Source organism: Moraxella equi (genome assembly GCF_002027555.1).
In the GTDB taxonomy this organism is placed as follows: Bacteria; Pseudomonadota; Gammaproteobacteria; order Pseudomonadales; family Moraxellaceae; genus Moraxella; species Moraxella equi.
In genome coordinates this window covers 1-16,428 of sequence record NZ_MXAP01000105.1, presented here as the reverse complement: position 1 = coordinate 16,428, position 16,428 = coordinate 1, and the positions used below count along the sequence as shown (strand labels likewise).

Annotated in this window: 15 protein-coding genes and 1 tRNA gene; 7 read left to right on the top strand and 9 right to left on the bottom strand. The window is 45.4% G+C overall.

The genetic code is table 11. The features are described from left to right. The first annotated feature begins 291 nt into the window (after positions 1-291). Both B5J93_RS10265 and B5J93_RS10260 read left to right on the top strand, forming a co-directional pair. Positions 292-2,430: a TonB-dependent siderophore receptor gene (locus B5J93_RS10265; RefSeq protein WP_079326286.1), complete on the top strand. Its 2,139-nt coding sequence runs from the start codon at positions 292-294 to the stop codon at positions 2,428-2,430. Between the two features lie 66 nt (positions 2,431-2,496). Then, positions 2,497-4,257 carry an ABC transporter ATP-binding protein/permease gene (locus tag B5J93_RS10260; protein WP_079326285.1) on the top strand — a complete coding sequence of 587 codons (1,761 nt, stop codon included), beginning with the start codon at positions 2,497-2,499 and terminating at the stop codon, positions 4,255-4,257. 31 nt (positions 4,258-4,288) lie between these two features. Here the strand turns inward: B5J93_RS10260 and B5J93_RS10255 are convergent, their stop codons facing one another. The 8 genes from B5J93_RS10255 to B5J93_RS10220 all read right to left on the bottom strand — a co-directional run bounded on the left by B5J93_RS10255 (position 4,289) and on the right by B5J93_RS10220 (position 10,172). Further along, positions 4,289-4,915: a hypothetical protein gene (locus tag B5J93_RS10255; protein WP_079326284.1), complete on the bottom strand. Its 627-nt coding sequence runs from the start codon at positions 4,913-4,915 to the stop codon at positions 4,289-4,291. 22 nt (positions 4,916-4,937) lie between these two features. After that, positions 4,938-5,486: a GTP-binding protein gene (locus B5J93_RS10250; RefSeq protein WP_079326283.1), complete on the bottom strand. Its 549-nt coding sequence runs from the start codon at positions 5,484-5,486 to the stop codon at positions 4,938-4,940. A gap of 31 nt (positions 5,487-5,517) precedes the next feature. Further along, positions 5,518-6,801, bottom strand: coding sequence for a hypothetical protein (locus B5J93_RS10245; RefSeq protein ID WP_079326282.1), 1,284 nt, complete (start codon positions 6,799-6,801; stop codon positions 5,518-5,520). Positions 6,802-6,896: 95 nt separating this feature from the next. Then, the gene (locus B5J93_RS10240) at positions 6,897-7,496 is read right to left on the bottom strand and encodes a hypothetical protein (RefSeq protein ID WP_143823531.1); all 600 of its coding nucleotides are present in this window, start codon (positions 7,494-7,496) and stop codon (positions 6,897-6,899) included. Positions 7,497-7,562: 66 nt separating this feature from the next. Next, the gene (locus B5J93_RS10235; RefSeq protein ID WP_079326280.1) at positions 7,563-8,309 is read right to left on the bottom strand and encodes a PhnD/SsuA/transferrin family substrate-binding protein; all 747 of its coding nucleotides are present in this window, start codon (positions 8,307-8,309) and stop codon (positions 7,563-7,565) included. Next, complete coding sequence (locus B5J93_RS10230) at positions 8,309-8,797, bottom strand: PAS domain-containing protein (RefSeq protein WP_228144924.1); 489 nt, start codon at positions 8,795-8,797, stop codon at positions 8,309-8,311. Before B5J93_RS10230 ends, B5J93_RS10235 begins: the two co-directional genes overlap by 1 nt. Positions 8,798-8,843: 46 nt before the next feature. Further along, the gene (locus B5J93_RS10225; RefSeq protein WP_079326279.1) at positions 8,844-9,206 is read right to left on the bottom strand and encodes a roadblock/LC7 domain-containing protein; all 363 of its coding nucleotides are present in this window, start codon (positions 9,204-9,206) and stop codon (positions 8,844-8,846) included. 411 nt (positions 9,207-9,617) lie between these two features. After that, positions 9,618-10,172: a carboxymuconolactone decarboxylase family protein gene (locus tag B5J93_RS10220; protein ID WP_079326278.1), complete on the bottom strand. Its 555-nt coding sequence runs from the start codon at positions 10,170-10,172 to the stop codon at positions 9,618-9,620. Between the two features lie 269 nt (positions 10,173-10,441). Between B5J93_RS10220 and clpB the strand changes: the two genes are divergently transcribed. Both clpB and B5J93_RS10210 read left to right on the top strand, forming a co-directional pair. Then, positions 10,442-13,015, top strand: a complete 2,574-nt coding sequence (clpB, locus tag B5J93_RS10215; RefSeq protein WP_079326277.1) for an ATP-dependent chaperone ClpB — start codon at positions 10,442-10,444, stop codon at positions 13,013-13,015. 109 nt (positions 13,016-13,124) lie between these two features. Next, positions 13,125-13,625 carry a hypothetical protein gene (locus tag B5J93_RS10210; protein ID WP_079326276.1) on the top strand — a complete coding sequence of 167 codons (501 nt, stop codon included), beginning with the start codon at positions 13,125-13,127 and terminating at the stop codon, positions 13,623-13,625. 128 nt (positions 13,626-13,753) lie between these two features. Here B5J93_RS10210 and B5J93_RS10205 read toward each other — a convergent pair. Then, positions 13,754-13,830 (bottom strand) — tRNA-Ile (locus B5J93_RS10205). A 150-nt stretch (positions 13,831-13,980) separates the two neighbouring features. On the opposite strand from B5J93_RS10205, the gene purM reads away from it, so the two are divergent. From purM to purN, 3 genes are all read left to right on the top strand, one after another. Further along, the gene (gene purM / locus B5J93_RS10200; protein ID WP_079326275.1) at positions 13,981-15,024 is read left to right on the top strand and encodes a phosphoribosylformylglycinamidine cyclo-ligase; all 1,044 of its coding nucleotides are present in this window, start codon (positions 13,981-13,983) and stop codon (positions 15,022-15,024) included. Positions 15,025-15,099: 75 nt separating this feature from the next. Then, a complete protein-coding gene (locus B5J93_RS10195) occupies positions 15,100-15,348 on the top strand; it encodes a hypothetical protein (RefSeq protein WP_079326274.1) in 249 nt (82 codons plus the stop codon). 396 nt (positions 15,349-15,744) lie between these two features. After that, a complete protein-coding gene (purN, locus tag B5J93_RS10185) occupies positions 15,745-16,386 on the top strand; it encodes a phosphoribosylglycinamide formyltransferase (protein ID WP_079326272.1) in 642 nt (213 codons plus the stop codon). The last annotated feature ends 42 nt before the right edge of the window (positions 16,387-16,428 follow it).

The following is a 16,428-nucleotide window of genomic DNA, read 5'->3' as shown; positions in this document are numbered from 1 at the left end:
GTGTTAGTTGAGAGTGGGGTGACTTTTATTATAGAGTAGTTACAGAGCGATGACAATAGTTTTTGGAATGAAAATATAAAAATTTTTAAAAAATAGTTGGGTGTGGGTCTAATTTTGCGATGGGTTTATAGGCATTTAAAAATACTCAAAATAGAGCCTAAGATATTTTTATTTAAAAAATAAAACTAATAAATTAATAAAATAAATCATATTTGCAATAGTATTACACACCCATTTACAAATATAATACATAATACAACTCATTATCATTTTTATTAGGTATATTGTATCATGCGTAAATTCCCCTTGTCTTTATTAAGCGTTGCCATGCTTGTTGCGACCAATGCTCAGGCAAATGATGGTGAGCCGACCGTCATGCTAGGGCATGAAACCATCACCATCTCAAAAGAGGCAGGCAAATATGTCGCCATCACCCCCAATTCCCTAAAAGACGACAGTCCTCTATACGAGACCGCCCAGTCAGTGAGCGTGCTAACCCCACAGCAGGTAGAGCAAAAACAAGCCAGCACCGTTGCCGAGCTTTTGGAAAATGTGGCAGGCGTGTCGTCAGGCGTGCAGGGTCGCCGTGGTTGGGACGACTTTATTATTCGTGGGCAGGTGTCAAGTAATCAAATGTATGTGGACGGTATGCGTGTACAGATGTCGTCCAATAACCTGCGAGCGTGGGACGTGGCAGGGGCGGACAGCATAGAAGTGGTTAAAGGCACGACCACCACAGGTTACGGCATGGCATTGCCAAGTGGGATTGTTAATATCACCTCAAAACGCCCTGACAGCGAGACCTTTGCCAAAGGCAAAATCACGGTTGGCAGTTTTAATAACAAAGAATTTGCCTATGATTTGAACTACGCCCCAAACGACAGCAAAAAAGGAGCGTTCCGCCTAAACGGTCGTTTTTCTGACCGTGATGACGCAACGGATTATGTCTATTTTAAAGACAACTACATCGCCCCAAGCTATACGTTTGATTTGGGCGATGACACCGATTTGACCCTTTTGGGTAGTTATCAATGGCGTGATTATATCCGTCAGCAGGGCTTGCCACACAACAACACCATAAACCTTACCACAGGCGAGCAAACCGTACGCAATGCCCACGAGCAGTATTCGTCCAGTACGTTTTTTGGCTTGCCTGATTATGGTTATGAACAAAAAACCTTGCGTTTGGGCTATGATTTGGTTCATCGTCTCAATGACAAGCTCACCTTTAAATCCATTTTTGCCATTAACAAAACCGACACGGACGGCAAGCCCGTACTTTCAACCGCTCATAACAATTTTTATAGCACGGGCAATATCGGTCGCCAAATCAACAATCAAATCAAAAAAGATACCATGCTCACCAGCGACAACCGCTTTGAGACTTATTTTAATACAGGTAATGTTGAGCATGATGTAACGGTAGGGCTTGACCTGTTGCGTGAAAAAAGCGACTATTATCGCCGCAATGACCGAGCTTACCCTAATTTTGATATTAACAATCCAAGCTATGACGTATCAAGCATCACAGAAGGTACGCCTAGCCAAAATATTACCACCACCCAGTACGCAGGACTGTACGCCAAGGACAGTATGCGTTATGATGACTGGATTTTTGGGGCAAGCGTCCGCCACGACTGGGCAAAAACAGACGTGGACAACGTGCTGACAGGGGCAAATGCCAAACGTTCGGACGGTGAATTTACAGGCAGTGTGTCTGCCATGTATGATTATCAAGGCAAATTCGCCCCTTATGTGAGTTTTGGTACGTCCTTTCAACAAAACACCAGCACAGGACAAAATGGCGAAGTGCTAGACCCTGAAAAAGGTCAAAATACCGAAATTGGCGTAAAATTTCAAGGCTTTGACAAACGCTTGCAAGGCTATGTGTCCGCCTATGACATCACTCGCAAAAACGTTGCCGAAACGATTTATGACGATAGTGGAATCAGTACAGGATACAGCAAGCTTGTGGGTAAGCAACGCACCAAAGGCTTTGAGTTTGAAACTGCGTTTGTGATGAATAATCAATGGAATATTTCAGGCTCATACAGTCATATTCCAACTGCCAAAATCACAAAAAGCACCACCACGCAAGACATCGGCAAGCGTATCAGCCAAATTCCCAAGCACTCTGCATCGCTATCCACGCAGTATCATTTTAGCCCCGACCGTTTGGGTTGGTATGTCGGTGGCGGTATTCGCTATCAAGGCGAGCGGACGGCATGGCGTGGCACGAGTTTTATGGATTTGCCAGCCTATACCGTGCTTGACGCTAAGGCAGGTTATGAAGCCAAAAATTGGGGCGTAGGTTTGGCGGTCAAAAACTTGACAGACAAAGACTATCTTATCGGCACAACACCCAACTCTCAGCTTGTCTCTTATGGCGAGCCACGCAACATTCGTGCGACTTTGACTTTTAAATATTGATAACACACACTTTTTGCCCTTTTTCGCTTTGAAAAAGGGTTTTTATTTTTAAAAACAAGGCAAGTTATGAATTGGCAACACGAGCTTATCACGGCAGTATTTTGGCTATTTAAGGCGTTTTTTTGGGTGGCGGTGGTGCTTGGCGTGTCGGTGTGGGCGTTAAAATTTACTCCCTTTGGCAAAAAATTTTGGCATATTGCCAAGCCTTGCCTAAACCGTACCAACATCGCCAAAGCCCTTGTGATGATAGGTCTTTTGATTTTCTTTGTGCTTTTGGAAGTCAAAATCAGCGTGCTAAATACGCAGTTTTACAATAAATTGTACAGCTCATTACAAGACATGGACGCACAGGCGTTTTGGTTTTTTGCTCTGCTGAATGCCAGTTTGATGATGTTTAAAGTGGCACAAGACGTGGTGGATAGATTTGTGGGCGAAGCCTTTGAGATTAAATGGTGGGAGCGGTTGAATGCCGTGCTACTTGACCGTTATTTGTCGCACAAAAATTACTACCGCCTAAAACACACCCACGACCAACGCACGCCTGACAACATCGACCAGCGTATCGAGCAAGACGCTAAGGAATTTATCACAACCACGGTGGAGATGGTGCGTGGGGTCATCAATGCCGTGATGTCTATCATTGAGTTTACGATTATATTGTGGGGGTTGTCGGGGATTTTGAGTGTGTTTGGCGTGAGCGTGCCAAAGGGTGTGGTGTTTTTTATTTATACCTTTATCATCGTGGCGACTGCTTTGTCGGTGTGGATTGGGCGACCGCTCATCAGGTTAAATTTTGACAAAGAACGCTTGCACGGCGATTATCGTTATTCGCTCATCCGAGTGGCGGACAATGCCGAGAGCATTGCCTTTTATGATGGCGAACACCAAGAAAAACGCCATTTGGCAGGGCGATTTGGGGCGATTATTGACAACCGATGGGCGATAATTCGCAGACTGTTGGGGCTTGACGGCTTTAATACAGGCGTAACCCAAGTGGCTCAATTATTGCCCTTGATGCTCCAAGCCCCACGTTTTTTTGCAGGCGAGATAAAACTGGGCGATATGCACCAAACGGTGCAGTCCTTTAACCGACTCATGCGAGCGTTGTCGTTTTTTCGGCTGTTTTATGAGAGCTTTACACTATATCAAGCACGGCTTAACCGTCTGTATGGCTTTTTGACACGGCTTGATGTGCTAGACGATACACCACTTGGCAAATCAACAACAAAACACGATGATAACGTATTGATATTAAAAGACTTCGGTATAAAAACTGCTGATGATAAAACCTTGATTGACGGCATAAATATCATGTTACACACAGGGCAAGCCTTACTGATACAAGGCACGTCAGGCACAGGCAAAACCACGTTATTAAAGGCGATGGCAGGGATTTATCCCTTTGGCACGACAGGGCAAGCGGTCATGCCAACCGCCAAAACGCTGTTTTTGCCCCAACGCCCCTATATGCCACAAGGTACACTAAGACACGCCATTTGCTATCCTGACATACAGGCAGATGATGACAAGATAAAGGCGGTCATGGCACGCTGTCATCTGGGTAAGCACATTCACGCCTTAGACGTGGACGGCGATTGGCAGGTCAATCTGTCGCCAGGGGAGTTGCAACGAGTGGCATTTGTGCGAGCGTTACTGGTTAAGCCGTCTGTGGTGTTTCTTGATGAAACCACGTCCGCCCTAGATGAGCCGACCGAGACCGCCCTTTATACCACGCTAAGGGACGAGCTACCCCAAGCGATAATTGTGAGTGTGGGGCATAGAAGTACTTTGCTATCGTTTCATGATAAAAGGGTGGTGCTTGGGTAGGAGTTGAATAGGTTTGTTGTTTATGCTTGGTTTATGCCAAATCATCATCACCCTTACTAAACCGCAACCCTGATGTCTTAATCGCCCAAACCAGCTCAACCAAAGCTCGGTTGTTGGTCAAAGGTTCGCCATCTAGGATAAGTACATAGCCTGTACCATCAATCCATAAAAACATAAAACTGGTGGTAGGCATAAGCAGGGCGACATCATCAAAGAGCGACACGGCTTGTTCGGCGATGGCAAGCCCACGCTCACGTTGCCGTACAAAAAAGTCAAAAAAGTCCGCCCCTGCCACTGCTAGTCTGTCGGCTTCATCAGTGGTATAGCCAATGCGAGCTAGGCAAAAGCCTTCGTTAGAGCCGATGGCGGCTTTGCGTGTGCCTGACAGACTTGCCACGACATAAGGCAAAAATTTATCCAGTGGCATATTAGGGGCGGGCAAATCTTGCGATAGGCGTTGTACCCAGCCTTTTTCATTAAACTCGTCAAGCCATTCGTGTGAATATTTGCCCAACCACTCTTCGGTGGGCATGGAATGGCTTTGTGAGACGAGTGCTTGCAGGGCTTGCTGTTTTTCGTTGGGACTGGCATCAGCAAAGGCATGCATGACACCAGATGGCGTAAGAGCAAGGTAGGGGTTTTGGCGGTCGTTTGGCATGATGGGTTACCGAATAGAAAAGTTAAGATGAAATCATGTAGATGAGTGAGCGCACCATGCGACGCATCTGTTCACGGTCACGAGCATCGACCACCATCACGTTAGCGGCAACACCACGCTCGACCAGTCGCTCTGAGAGTGCGTCATGCAAATCCCAAGGCATGTTCTCAGCATGGGTTACACCGACCACCAAGGCGCTGCCTTTGATGAGCGGTGAAAAAGCATCCAGATAATAATCTAGGTCGCCCACAGGGTCTTGCTCTTCGGCGTTAAGTAGTAGGATGAGCCCCAAGGCGTTCTCGCTTAGAATCTCCCACATAAAGTCAAAACGTCTCTGACCGGGGGTGCCGTACAGTCGCACCTGCTCGCCACTGTCTAGTATCATGACCCCATAGTCCATGGCGACTGTGGTGGTTTTTTTCATGAGTTTGACATCATCGGACGCCACGTCATCGGTGGTTACTACGCCTTTGTCGGACAGCACTTGAATGGCAGCTGTCTTGCCTGCCCCCACAGGACCTGCGATGATGAGTTTGTAAGTTTGTTCACGGGCTTCGACAATAATGCTCATTATACTCTCCGTCTCATGATTGGTGTTGTGATTAAAATGACAGTTTGCTAAGCAGTCGTTTAAAAAATCCAGTTTTGGCAGCTTGGGCAACACCCTTGTTGGGGGTAAGCTCAGGCATAGGTTCAGGCTCGCTAACGAGCTTTATCTCTTCTTCACTTAGGATTTTATCTAAGGGGTTTTCAGTATAGAACGAGCGTTTTAGTACATCAATGTCTGCTGACCCTGACAGAATGGATAGCAAGAATATGCGATGCAGAATGGACGGGTTTTTTTGGGTTAACTCGCCAAATACCATGTCTAGTTGGTCAAGGTTTTTGGGAACGACCAAACATGATGACACGACCGCATGCACGTATTCAGGGATGTCTTTCATGCCTGAGAAGTTGAGCATGTAGCGGATTTTTAATTTTAGGGTATTTCTGGGCACGTTGATACGAGCAGGCAAGATGACCGAATAGATTTGCCATAAAAAGCTGTTTAATGAATAACGGCGATAACCCTGGCTTTTGATATTCTGTAGCACTCTGTCAAACTCGCTGTCGCTTAGAGCGGTATTAGTAATGTTGGTTTTTAAAACTTGACAGTTACCTGCTACCGAAAAATAGTCAAGCAGGCGTTCAAGGCTTTGTACCAAGGCGATGGATTTTTTGGGATAGACATAGACCGTTTGGTTGCCGACCGCCACTTTAAAGGGATGCTCTTGGGAGAAAATTTCAATGAGTTTATACATGATATTATTGGGGCAAACACCACTAAAATAGGTGCTAATCACGCTTTGGACGAACTCGCCATCTTCACTGTGACTTTGAGTGGTGCTGCTTGGAGTGTTGTCGTTGTCGTCCAGATGTCCCACGGCTTTGGTGCGGATTAAGGCACGGTTTTTGGCGGTATCGGCGGGGTTTTCTTGTAGGCGAGTGGCGGTACTGACAAGCTGGGAGAGTACCGCTTCCATGTCTTGTTTCGTATAAGGCGTGCTTAAAAAGAAACTGGTGGCATGGGGCAGAAAGTCAGCATTTTGCCACTGTCTGATATTACTGCGTGTCAATAATAAAGACGCCCGAAAATCCAAAAAATCCACCAAGTTTTTGATGTGTTGGTCGTTAAAAAGTGACATGCCCACACCATCAAGATTGACGATGGCAGCAAAGACATCATCAGCACTTCTACCAAGCGTGGGCAGGGTTAGGCGTAAATCATCACTAAAACAGCGTTCTAATACCAAATACTCCACATCGGGATAGTTGCGTTGTAATAACAAGGTCAATGCCCCAGCACTCGGGCCTGAAAAACCTGCCAATAATATTTTTAATGCCATATTGTCTCCAACAACCAGACCCTAGCGGTCATAGGTAAAAACAAAAATAAAAAAATAGTCTAAAAATGAAAATTTAAAAAATCTTAAAATAAAAATCACTGCGTTAGTCGTTCAAGCTCGGTACGGCAAGCGACCCACCGCATGTCAAAATCCCAGTCATGTTTGCCTAATTTGAACCATGCTTTCATAAACGCCACTAGGTCATGACAGGCAAGACAGTGGTCAAAAAACTCATCTTCTAAGCGAGTGACTTCATCAAAATTTTGGGCTTTGTGAGCGGTTAAAATAGACTCTAACAGACTTTGGGCGAGATGAGCGGCATCATCACTGCTGGCACGCAGTTTATGGCTAGGCACATCAAGAGTGGGCGTGGTAATCACACTCCAACGTGTCGCCAAGAGATTATTTTTTTGTAGATAATATTGCCGTGACATGCAGTCATTGATGATTTGCCATGCTTGGGTGCTAAGGCGAGATTCAAACTCTTGGATGAACTCGGGGCGAATCATGGGGACATCATACCAACAGCCAAAAAAATAGTCTGATAACGCCCCTTGCAAGGGTTCGCTTTCGTCTAATTTTTTGGCGATATTAATCCGCTCTTTGTGATATTCTGCCACCGAAGGACTGCTTAGTACCGCCCGAGAATAATGACGAAAGCGGTGATAAGCATCGGCATGTTTGGTTCTGTTCATAAGCTCATCTGTGATGGTAAATAAAAACAAATGGGCTTGGCACAGCCAAACCCACCTGCAACCCTACTAGTCAAGCAAAGTTTCCATAAGGTCAATCATGAACTCGGCATCTTCTTCATCCATGGGTTCAAAACCATCAGGCATGCCAAGCTCGCTTAGCACCGCCTGACCATCGGCATCATCTTTTAGTGACAAAATTACTTTGGCGACATCGTCTGCCTCGGCAAAGCCGTCTTTGACCAAAATAACATGCGAGATGGTGGCGATGTTACTCTCGATGAGTACATTAAGTTGTGATTTGGTCAGCTTGGACAGTGAATGATAAATCTCAGCGATAAAAAATGCCGCATCCGCTTCGCCTTTGACCACTTGTTTGGCGGCGGCTTGATAAGTCTCAGTGATGACAAATTCAACATCATCTTCGGTCAAATCCACCGCTTCAAGCAGACGCAGACCGATGAGTTTGACATCACGGTTGTCTGCCATGGCGATTTTGGCACCTGCTTTTAAATCATCCAAGGTCTTGATATTGCCACCTGCTGATGAGATGATTGCCATTTCGTCAGACTTACCAACAGGGCGAGCAACAGCACGGTAGCCATCTTCACGAATGAGTTTGGCAGCATCAAAAGGGTTGGCGTAGATGATTTTAACATCGTATTTTGCTACGCTATTTTCTTGCTCAGCGTGTGAGGCGGGCGTGATAAGGTGCAACGCTTGACCCGAGCGTTTTTGTAGCAAGGTGTTAAACATGTGCCAACCAGCAAAACGCTCTGGCGAGAAATCAGGGGCAATCAGAAAATTATGAGCCATTATTCTGCTCCTTTCATGGTAACGTATTGGGCAGTTGCCGCTTCAATCTTACTACGGCTAGGCTTACGGCGTACAGACGTATAACCCACGGTTTCGCCACGACGCACGTTTGGCACAACAGTGGCATACACCCAGTAGTGCGAGCCGTCTTTGCATAGGTTTTTGACATAGCCGTGCCATTTGTTGCCCGCTTTGACGGTCGCCCATAGGTCGGCATAGGCGGCTTTTGGCATGTCGGGGTGGCGTAGGATGTGCTGGGGCTTGCCGATAAGCTCGTCTTCGGTATAGCCACTAATCTCAACAAAGGCATCGTTTACGTGAGTAAGTACGCCATCTAAGTCGGTGCGAGAGACGATGAGTCTGCCGTCAGGAAACGGGCGTTCTACGCCAGTGTCATAAACGGTGCGTGTCGTGCCATCAAAGAAAGTTAGGGTATGTTCGGTGGCATCGCCGGCAGGTTTTGCCATGTCTTCTAATTGAATACTCAAAACAAGTCTCCTTAATTTAACTTGTTAATAAAATAAGGCAAAGGATTTAGATGAGTTTTGCCAAGGCTTCTGAGGCGCATTTGATGTCTAGGAAAATCAAGCCTAGTTTAGCATTTGGTTTGGCAAGAATGGTCAGTACTGCTTCTCCGCCTGCTGAGGTCATGATGACATAGCCTTTCTCGCCTTGTACGAGTAGGCGGTCGATTTTACCACGAGCCAGCTCAGTGCCTGCACGGTCGCCTAGTGACAGTAGGGCGGCACTCATCGCACCCACACGGTCTTCGTCAATGCCAGAGGGTAGGGCGGAGGCAATCATCAAGCCGTCTGTTGAGATAAGGGCAGAGGCTTCGACATCCGCAGATGAGCTGTTTAGGTCGTCTAGAATTTGTTGGAACATGTCTGTACGCATGGTGTATTCCTTAAAATGAGTGGTTGTGAATGAATTAATGTCAAGGTGTTAGCTGTTGTCCAAAAAATTGACATCAATCAATATTATTATACAATCGCCATTGATAAATACAAGCATAAAAACGGTTGTTGCTAAAAGATTTGTTTTATGGTCTGCCAACTTTGAAATAATACTGCGTCAAACTCGCTCGTAGTACTACTTGTACAACTTCGCTCGTTTTCCTTGTCTTATTTCAAATTTGTTTGACTATAACAAAAAACTTGTCGATAAATGGCGGACAAAAATAAAACCCTTATTATTATAAGGGTTTTATGAGTGTTTGACAATGATTATTTATCTATTTTGTGATAATATTTATATTTTAAATATATGTTTAACAAGATTTTAATCATTGTTTAAAATGGTCAAGCATTAACGGTTTGGGCCAAAAGCGACAAGCTCTGGGTTGATGTCGGTCTTGGCAACGGTGTTAGCGTAGTTGCACAGAGTAGATAGTGCCACGCCCATGATGACATCTAGGACATTTTGGTCATTGTAGCCGACTGATTTAAACGCTTCTAGCTCTTCGTCAGAGACTTGACCACGTTTGTCGATAAGTTGCATGGTGAACTGGGCTAGGGCTTGGTATTTGGCGTTTTCGTCAATATTGGTGCGAGTACGCAACGCTTCTACGACCGCAGGCGACATTTTTAGGCGAACTTCGGCAATCTTGGTGTGTCCTGCCACACAAAAATCACAGCCATTATGCACGGCAGCGGTGATTTGAATGACTTCAATCTCTTCGGCAGTCAGCGAGTTTTTGCTGTTTAGTTTGCTCACTTCTTGATACATTTCAAGGGCTTGGGGTGAGTTGGCAAGTACGCCGATAAGATTTGGGATAAAGCCGTTAGCTTTTTGTACCGCTTCAACACGCTCTTTGGCTTTTTCGGGGGCGGTATCAACGGTATGTAGGGCTAGACGAGTCATGTAGTTCTCCTAATTCATTGCTTCTTAACTTTAGCAGAAGCAATTCATGTTTTGAGTTGAGTTAAAGTAACAAAACCTATATGGGAATGGGTGTAAAAATTACAAGGGATTTTTAAAAATTTATAAATTTATATAAAAATCAATAGTTTATAGAAATTTTATGGTTTAGCCAATTTTTTGTTATTGAAAATTTTGCATTTGTCAAGCATATATTTGACAAGTGGGAAAAATTTTCCCAAAACGCAAAAATAAACGACAAAAGGTAAAACATGAACTTTGATAAACTCACTCAAAGAGTGCAAAAAACCCTACAATCCGCCCAATCCCTAGCGGTGGGGCGTGATCATACAGCGATTTTTGCCATGCACGTTTTGTCCGTCATGCTCCAAGATGAGAGCAATGTCGCCATGCTAAGCCAAGCGGGGGCGGACATCAACAGACTAAACCACGACACCGCCAAAAAACTAGACGATTTGGCGACCCTATCCACGCCCACAGGTCAAGCCAGTCTTGCCCCTGATTTGGCACAAGTGCTAAACCTTGCTGATAAATTCGCCACCAAAGCAGGCGACAGCTTTGTGCCAAGCGAATGGGTGCTGTTCGCCCTAAGTCAAACAGGCGACACCAAAAAGGTGCTGACAGATGCAGGCGTGGACGCCCAAAAACTACAAGCCATTATTAACCATATCCGTGGGGGAGACACCGTGAACACTCAAAATGCCGAAGACACCAGACACGCCCTAGAAAAATACACCGTCAATCTCACTGACCGAGCCCGTGATGGCAAACTTGACCCTGTCATCGGACGAGACGATGAGATTCGCCGTACCGTGCAAGTCTTGTCAAGACGCACCAAAAACAACCCTGTGCTAATAGGCGAACCAGGGGTGGGTAAAACCGCCATTGTGGAGGGCTTGGCAAGCCGTATCGTCAATGGCGAAGTGCCTGAGAGCCTAAAAAATAAAGAAGTTTTATCGCTTGACATGGGTTCGCTCATCGCAGGGGCGAAATATCATGGCGAGTTTGAAGAGCGTTTAAAAGGCGTGCTAAACGACCTTGCCAAACAAGACGGTAACATTATCCTGTTTATTGACGAATTGCACACCATGGTTGGGGCAGGCAAGACAAGCGGAGCCATGGATGCTGGCAATATGCTAAAACCTGCCCTAGCCCGTGGCGAGTTACGCTGTGTGGGGGCGACTACCCTTGATGAGTACCGCCAGTACATTGAAAAAGACCCTGCCTTGGAGAGACGTTTTCAAAAGGTGCTGGTGGACGAGCCAAGCGTAGAGGACACCATTGCCATTTTGCGTGGGCTAAAAGAGCGGTATGAGCTACATCACGGGGTCAAAATCCTTGACAGTGCCATTATCGCCGCCGCCAAAATGTCGCACCGCTACATCACTGACCGCCAGCTGCCTGACAAGGCGATTGATTTGATTGATGAGGCAGCATCTCGCATAAAAATGGAGCTTGACAGCAAGCCTGAAAGCCTTGATAAACTTGACAGACGCATCATTCAATTAAAAATGCAGTTAGAAACTGTCAAAAAAGAAGACGATGCAGGTAGCCTTGCACAAGTTAAGCAGTTGCAAGCCCAAATTGATGAATTAAGTAAAGAATACAATGATTTAGAAGAGATTTGGAAAAGCGAGAAAGCCCTAGTAGAAGGCACCAAGCACGCCCAAATTGAGCTTGATAAGGCACGCATTGCCCTAGAAAAAGCCCAACGTGAGAGCAACTGGGAGCAGGCAGGGCGTTTGCAATATGAGATTATTCCTAATTTGCAAAAACAGCTTGCCGATGAACAGCATGATGACGCAGGCACGCCCAAGCTCCTAAGAAACAAGGTAACGGACAATGAGATCGCCGAAGTGGTGTCGCACGCCACAGGCGTTCCTGTTGCCAAGATGATGCAGGGCGAGCGTGATAAAATGCTTGGCATGGAGACGATTTTGCATGAGCGTGTGGTCGGTCAAGATGAAGCGGTCAAATCGGTTGCCAATGCCGTCCGCCGTAGCCGTGCAGGACTGTCCGACCCCAACCGCCCCAGTGGTTCGTTCCTATTTTTAGGCCCGACAGGGGTGGGCAAAACCGAGCTGACCAAATCGCTGGCGAACTTTTTGTTTGATGACGAGACCGCCATGGTACGCATTGACATGAGCGAGTTTATGGAAAAGCATAGCGTGAGCCGTCTGGTGGGAGCTCCCCCCGGCTATGTGGGCTATGAAGAAGGGGGCGTACTGACCGAAGCGGTTCGCCGTAAGCCGTATAGCGTGGTGCTGTTTGACGAAGTGGAAAAGGCTCACCCTGATGTGTTTAATATCCTACTACAAGTCTTAGATGATGGGCGTTTGACCGACTCTCAGGGGCGTGTGGTGGACTTTAAAAACACCGTGATTATCATGACGTCAAACCTTGGCAGTCATAAAATATTTGACATGGCAGGGGACGAGTACGAAGAGATAAAATCGGCGGTCATGGAGTCGGTGAATGCTCATTTTCGCCCCGAATTCATCAACCGTATTGATGAGATTGTGGTCTTTCATCCGCTCGGGCAGTCGCACATGGCAGGCATTGCGTCCATTCAGCTTGACCGCCTAAGAGCCAGACTAAAAGAGCGTGAGCTTGGTCTCGTCTTATCAGACGAAGCAATGAACGAACTGGTGTCGGTGGGTTATGACCCTGTGTTTGGGGCAAGACCGCTCAAACGTGCCATTGTCCAAGAGATTGAAAATCCCCTTGCTCAAAAGCTCCTAGCGGGCGAGTTTGTCGCAGGCGATACCATTTCGGTGGGGGTAGAAAATGGGGTGCTGACGTTTGATAAGTTAAAGTTTAATTAATTTTGGTTAAATATAAAAAAGGGTGGGTTGTTCCGCCCTTTTTTGTTTGGGTATTTTTCTTATCTTTATCTTGTGTTATGATATCAAAACCACAAATTAGGAGTATCTCATGAAAAAATACCTATTAGGCGTATGCCTTGCATTATCTATGCAGGCGACCGCCTATGACGGGGCGACCATGAATTTTACCAAATCCATCTTTGATAAAATAGTGACACATGTATTAATGGATGGTTTGCAAGAGCGTGATACCGCCAAGCAGGCGTGTGCCATAAATATCGCCACATCACAAACCAAGAGTCTGGCAGAAAACTATGTAAACACCGCCTTGACCAAAGATGAACTACCGCTCATGGATGAGTTTTTTGACACATCATTGGGTCAGGACATGATTGTATGGGCGGAGTTTGGTGATATGGATGATATAGACGATATAGATAAAGTGTTTGATTTTGACAAATATCCCACAGGGGGGTATGAGAAATATCAAGCAGTGATGGATAAGTATTTTGATTCAGACATGATAGAGCAGGTGTTTTCAGATGATGTTACGCTGTTGAGGGCGTTTTTGGCGTCTGCTGTCAAATGCAATATTTTTGATTCGGAGTAGTGAGGGTGGATTGCAAGGATTGGAGTGATTTAAGTAACAATCTTATTTTATAAGGTTGTTATAAGTAGGCAATAAAAAGGGTTTGTTTATTAACAAACCCTTAATTCTTTAAATTATAAAACTTAATATGGTAGGCCCAGCAGGACTTGAACCTGCGACCAAAGGATTATGAGTCCTCTGCTCTAACCAACTGAGCTATAGGCCCGAAAAACAGCCATAATTATACTTGATAAAGTGCGTTTAGTAAAGCGCTTTTTTGCATTTTTATAAAAATCACAAATATCGCCCGAAAAGTTATCATCCGCTCTGATTTTTGTTATAATAGGACAATTTATTTAACCCAATAGGAACTCTCATGACTTCTCATTCTCTTAGCTACAAAGACGCAGGCGTTGATATTGATGCAGGCGAAGCCCTTGTCCAACGCATCAAATCTGTCGCCAAAGCGACCACACGCCCCGAAGTGGTGGGCGGACTTGGCGGGTTTGGGGCGCTGTGCCGTATTCCACAAGGCTATAAATCGCCCCTTTTGGTCTCTGGCACGGACGGCGTTGGTACCAAATTAAAGCTCGCCCTAGACCTAAACCGCCACGAAACCATCGGTCAAGACTTGGTGGCAATGTGCGTAAATGACCTTTTGGTGTGCGGTGCCGAGCCATTATTTTTCTTAGATTATTACGCCACAGGTAAACTTGATGTGGATGTTGCCGAGACAGTCATCAAGGGGATTGGGGATGGTTGTCAGCTGTCAAATTGTGCCTTAATCGGTGGCGAAACTGCCGAAATGCCTGGTATGTATCAAGACGAAGATTATGACCTGGCAGGCTTTTGTGTGGGCGTGGTGGAAGAATCTGAGGTCATCACAGGGGCAAATGTGCAAAATGGCGATGTGCTGATTGCTCTGGCAAGCTCTGGCGTGCATTCTAACGGCTACTCACTCGTGCGAAAAGTGATTGACGTGTCGGGCGTGGACGTTAATGCTCATACGCTAGATAATGGCGAGAGCTTAGCGGACGCACTTATGAAGCCCACTCGCATTTATGTCAAATCGGTAAACGCCCTACAAAAACAGCTTGGCAATGCTAGCATTCACGCCATGGCACATATTACAGGTGGCGGTCTAACCGAAAACTTGCCCCGAGTGTTGCCCGACAATCTATCTGCCGAGATTGACCTTGCCACTTGGGAATTTCCTGCTGTCTTTGACTGGCTACAACAGGCAGGTAACATCGCCCAAAGTGAGATGGTGCGTACCTTTAACTGTGGCGTAGGCTTTGTGATTGTCGTCCCTGTCGATAAAAAAGACGAAACGTTGGCATTTTTGACCGCACAAGGCGAAACCGCTTGGCAAATCGGACAGATTGTAGAGCGTGCCGATAAAGCGGTGGTTTATGTTTAAGAGTTAATGACTTTTAAATAATTGGTAAATTGGGTTTATTGCTTAAAGATAAACCCAATTTATAAAGGATGCTTTATGCAGACTCCTAACACAGCATTATCACCAAAAGTACAAGCGATATTACCTGCTTTGGAAAATCTAAAAGCAGATAACCATTCTTTTTTGTTAGAATTTTTACAAAATAAAATCGTTAAAATAGATAAGCAAGAAATCGCCAAAAAACGTTTGGGGGTTTTTAAGGGTGGTATGGTAATGAGTGATGATTTTGATGATTATTTGGGCGATGACTTTTGGTTTCCAGATGACGATATTTTATATAAGTGAATGGTGATGAATAAATATCTGTTGGATACGCATATTTTATTTGGGCAAGTTGTTATCCTGAGAAATTGCCCAAGCATATTGCCAGTTTACTTCAAAATCCCAGTGATGTATTTTATATCAGCATGGCAACATTTTGGGAGATGCAAATAAAATATCAATTGGGTAAATTGTTTTTACCAAGAACGCTTGATGAGTTAATTAAAGAAAACAAAAAATATCATTATTATGAAGTCCTGCCAATTACCTAAACGCATATTCTAAACCTAGAAACCCTTGAATTTCATCATAAAGACCCCTTTGACCGTATGATTATCAGCTAAGCCATGTGCGAGCATTTAACGGTATTAACGGTAGATAGTGAAATTATAAAATATCCCATTGAATGTATTAGCTAATATGAAAACATTAAAAATCGCCGTCCTAGTCTCTAGCAATGGCTCAAACCTACAAGTTTTGATTGACCAAATGCAATCAGGCAAACTGCCCATTGACATTGTCGCTGTCGTCAGCAACAAAGCGGATGCCTATGCCCTAACTCGTGCCAAAAACGCCAATATCGCTACCTTTGTCATCGACAAAAACGAACAAGGCAAAACCTATAAAAGAGCCGAATTTGAACGGCTTGCCCTTCATGTATTAAAGCCGTTGGGCGTGGATTTGGTGGTGCTGGCAGGCTTTATGAAAATCCTAACGCCATTATTTATCAATGGCGTAAAAGACGAGCTAAACGCCCCCATGATAAACCTGCACCCGTCCTTACTCCCTGCCTATAAGGGGCTAGACACGCACGAGCGAGTATTAAAGTCGGGCGAGCGGTATCACGGCTGCAGCGTGCATTTGGTCACAGCAGAGCTTGATGCAGGGCAACTGCTTAGCCAAGCGGTGCTAGATGTCCACGCCAATGACACGCCTGCCACGCTACAAAACAGGGTTCATGCCCTAGAACACATGCTTCTACCACGCACGATAGCTTTTATCGCCCATGGCGTGATAGATGTGGAGAATGTGGGCGATGTGTATCGGTTCTGGGGAAATTAGACCAATGAAAATGGACTGATGAATTATATACCAACCGAACTT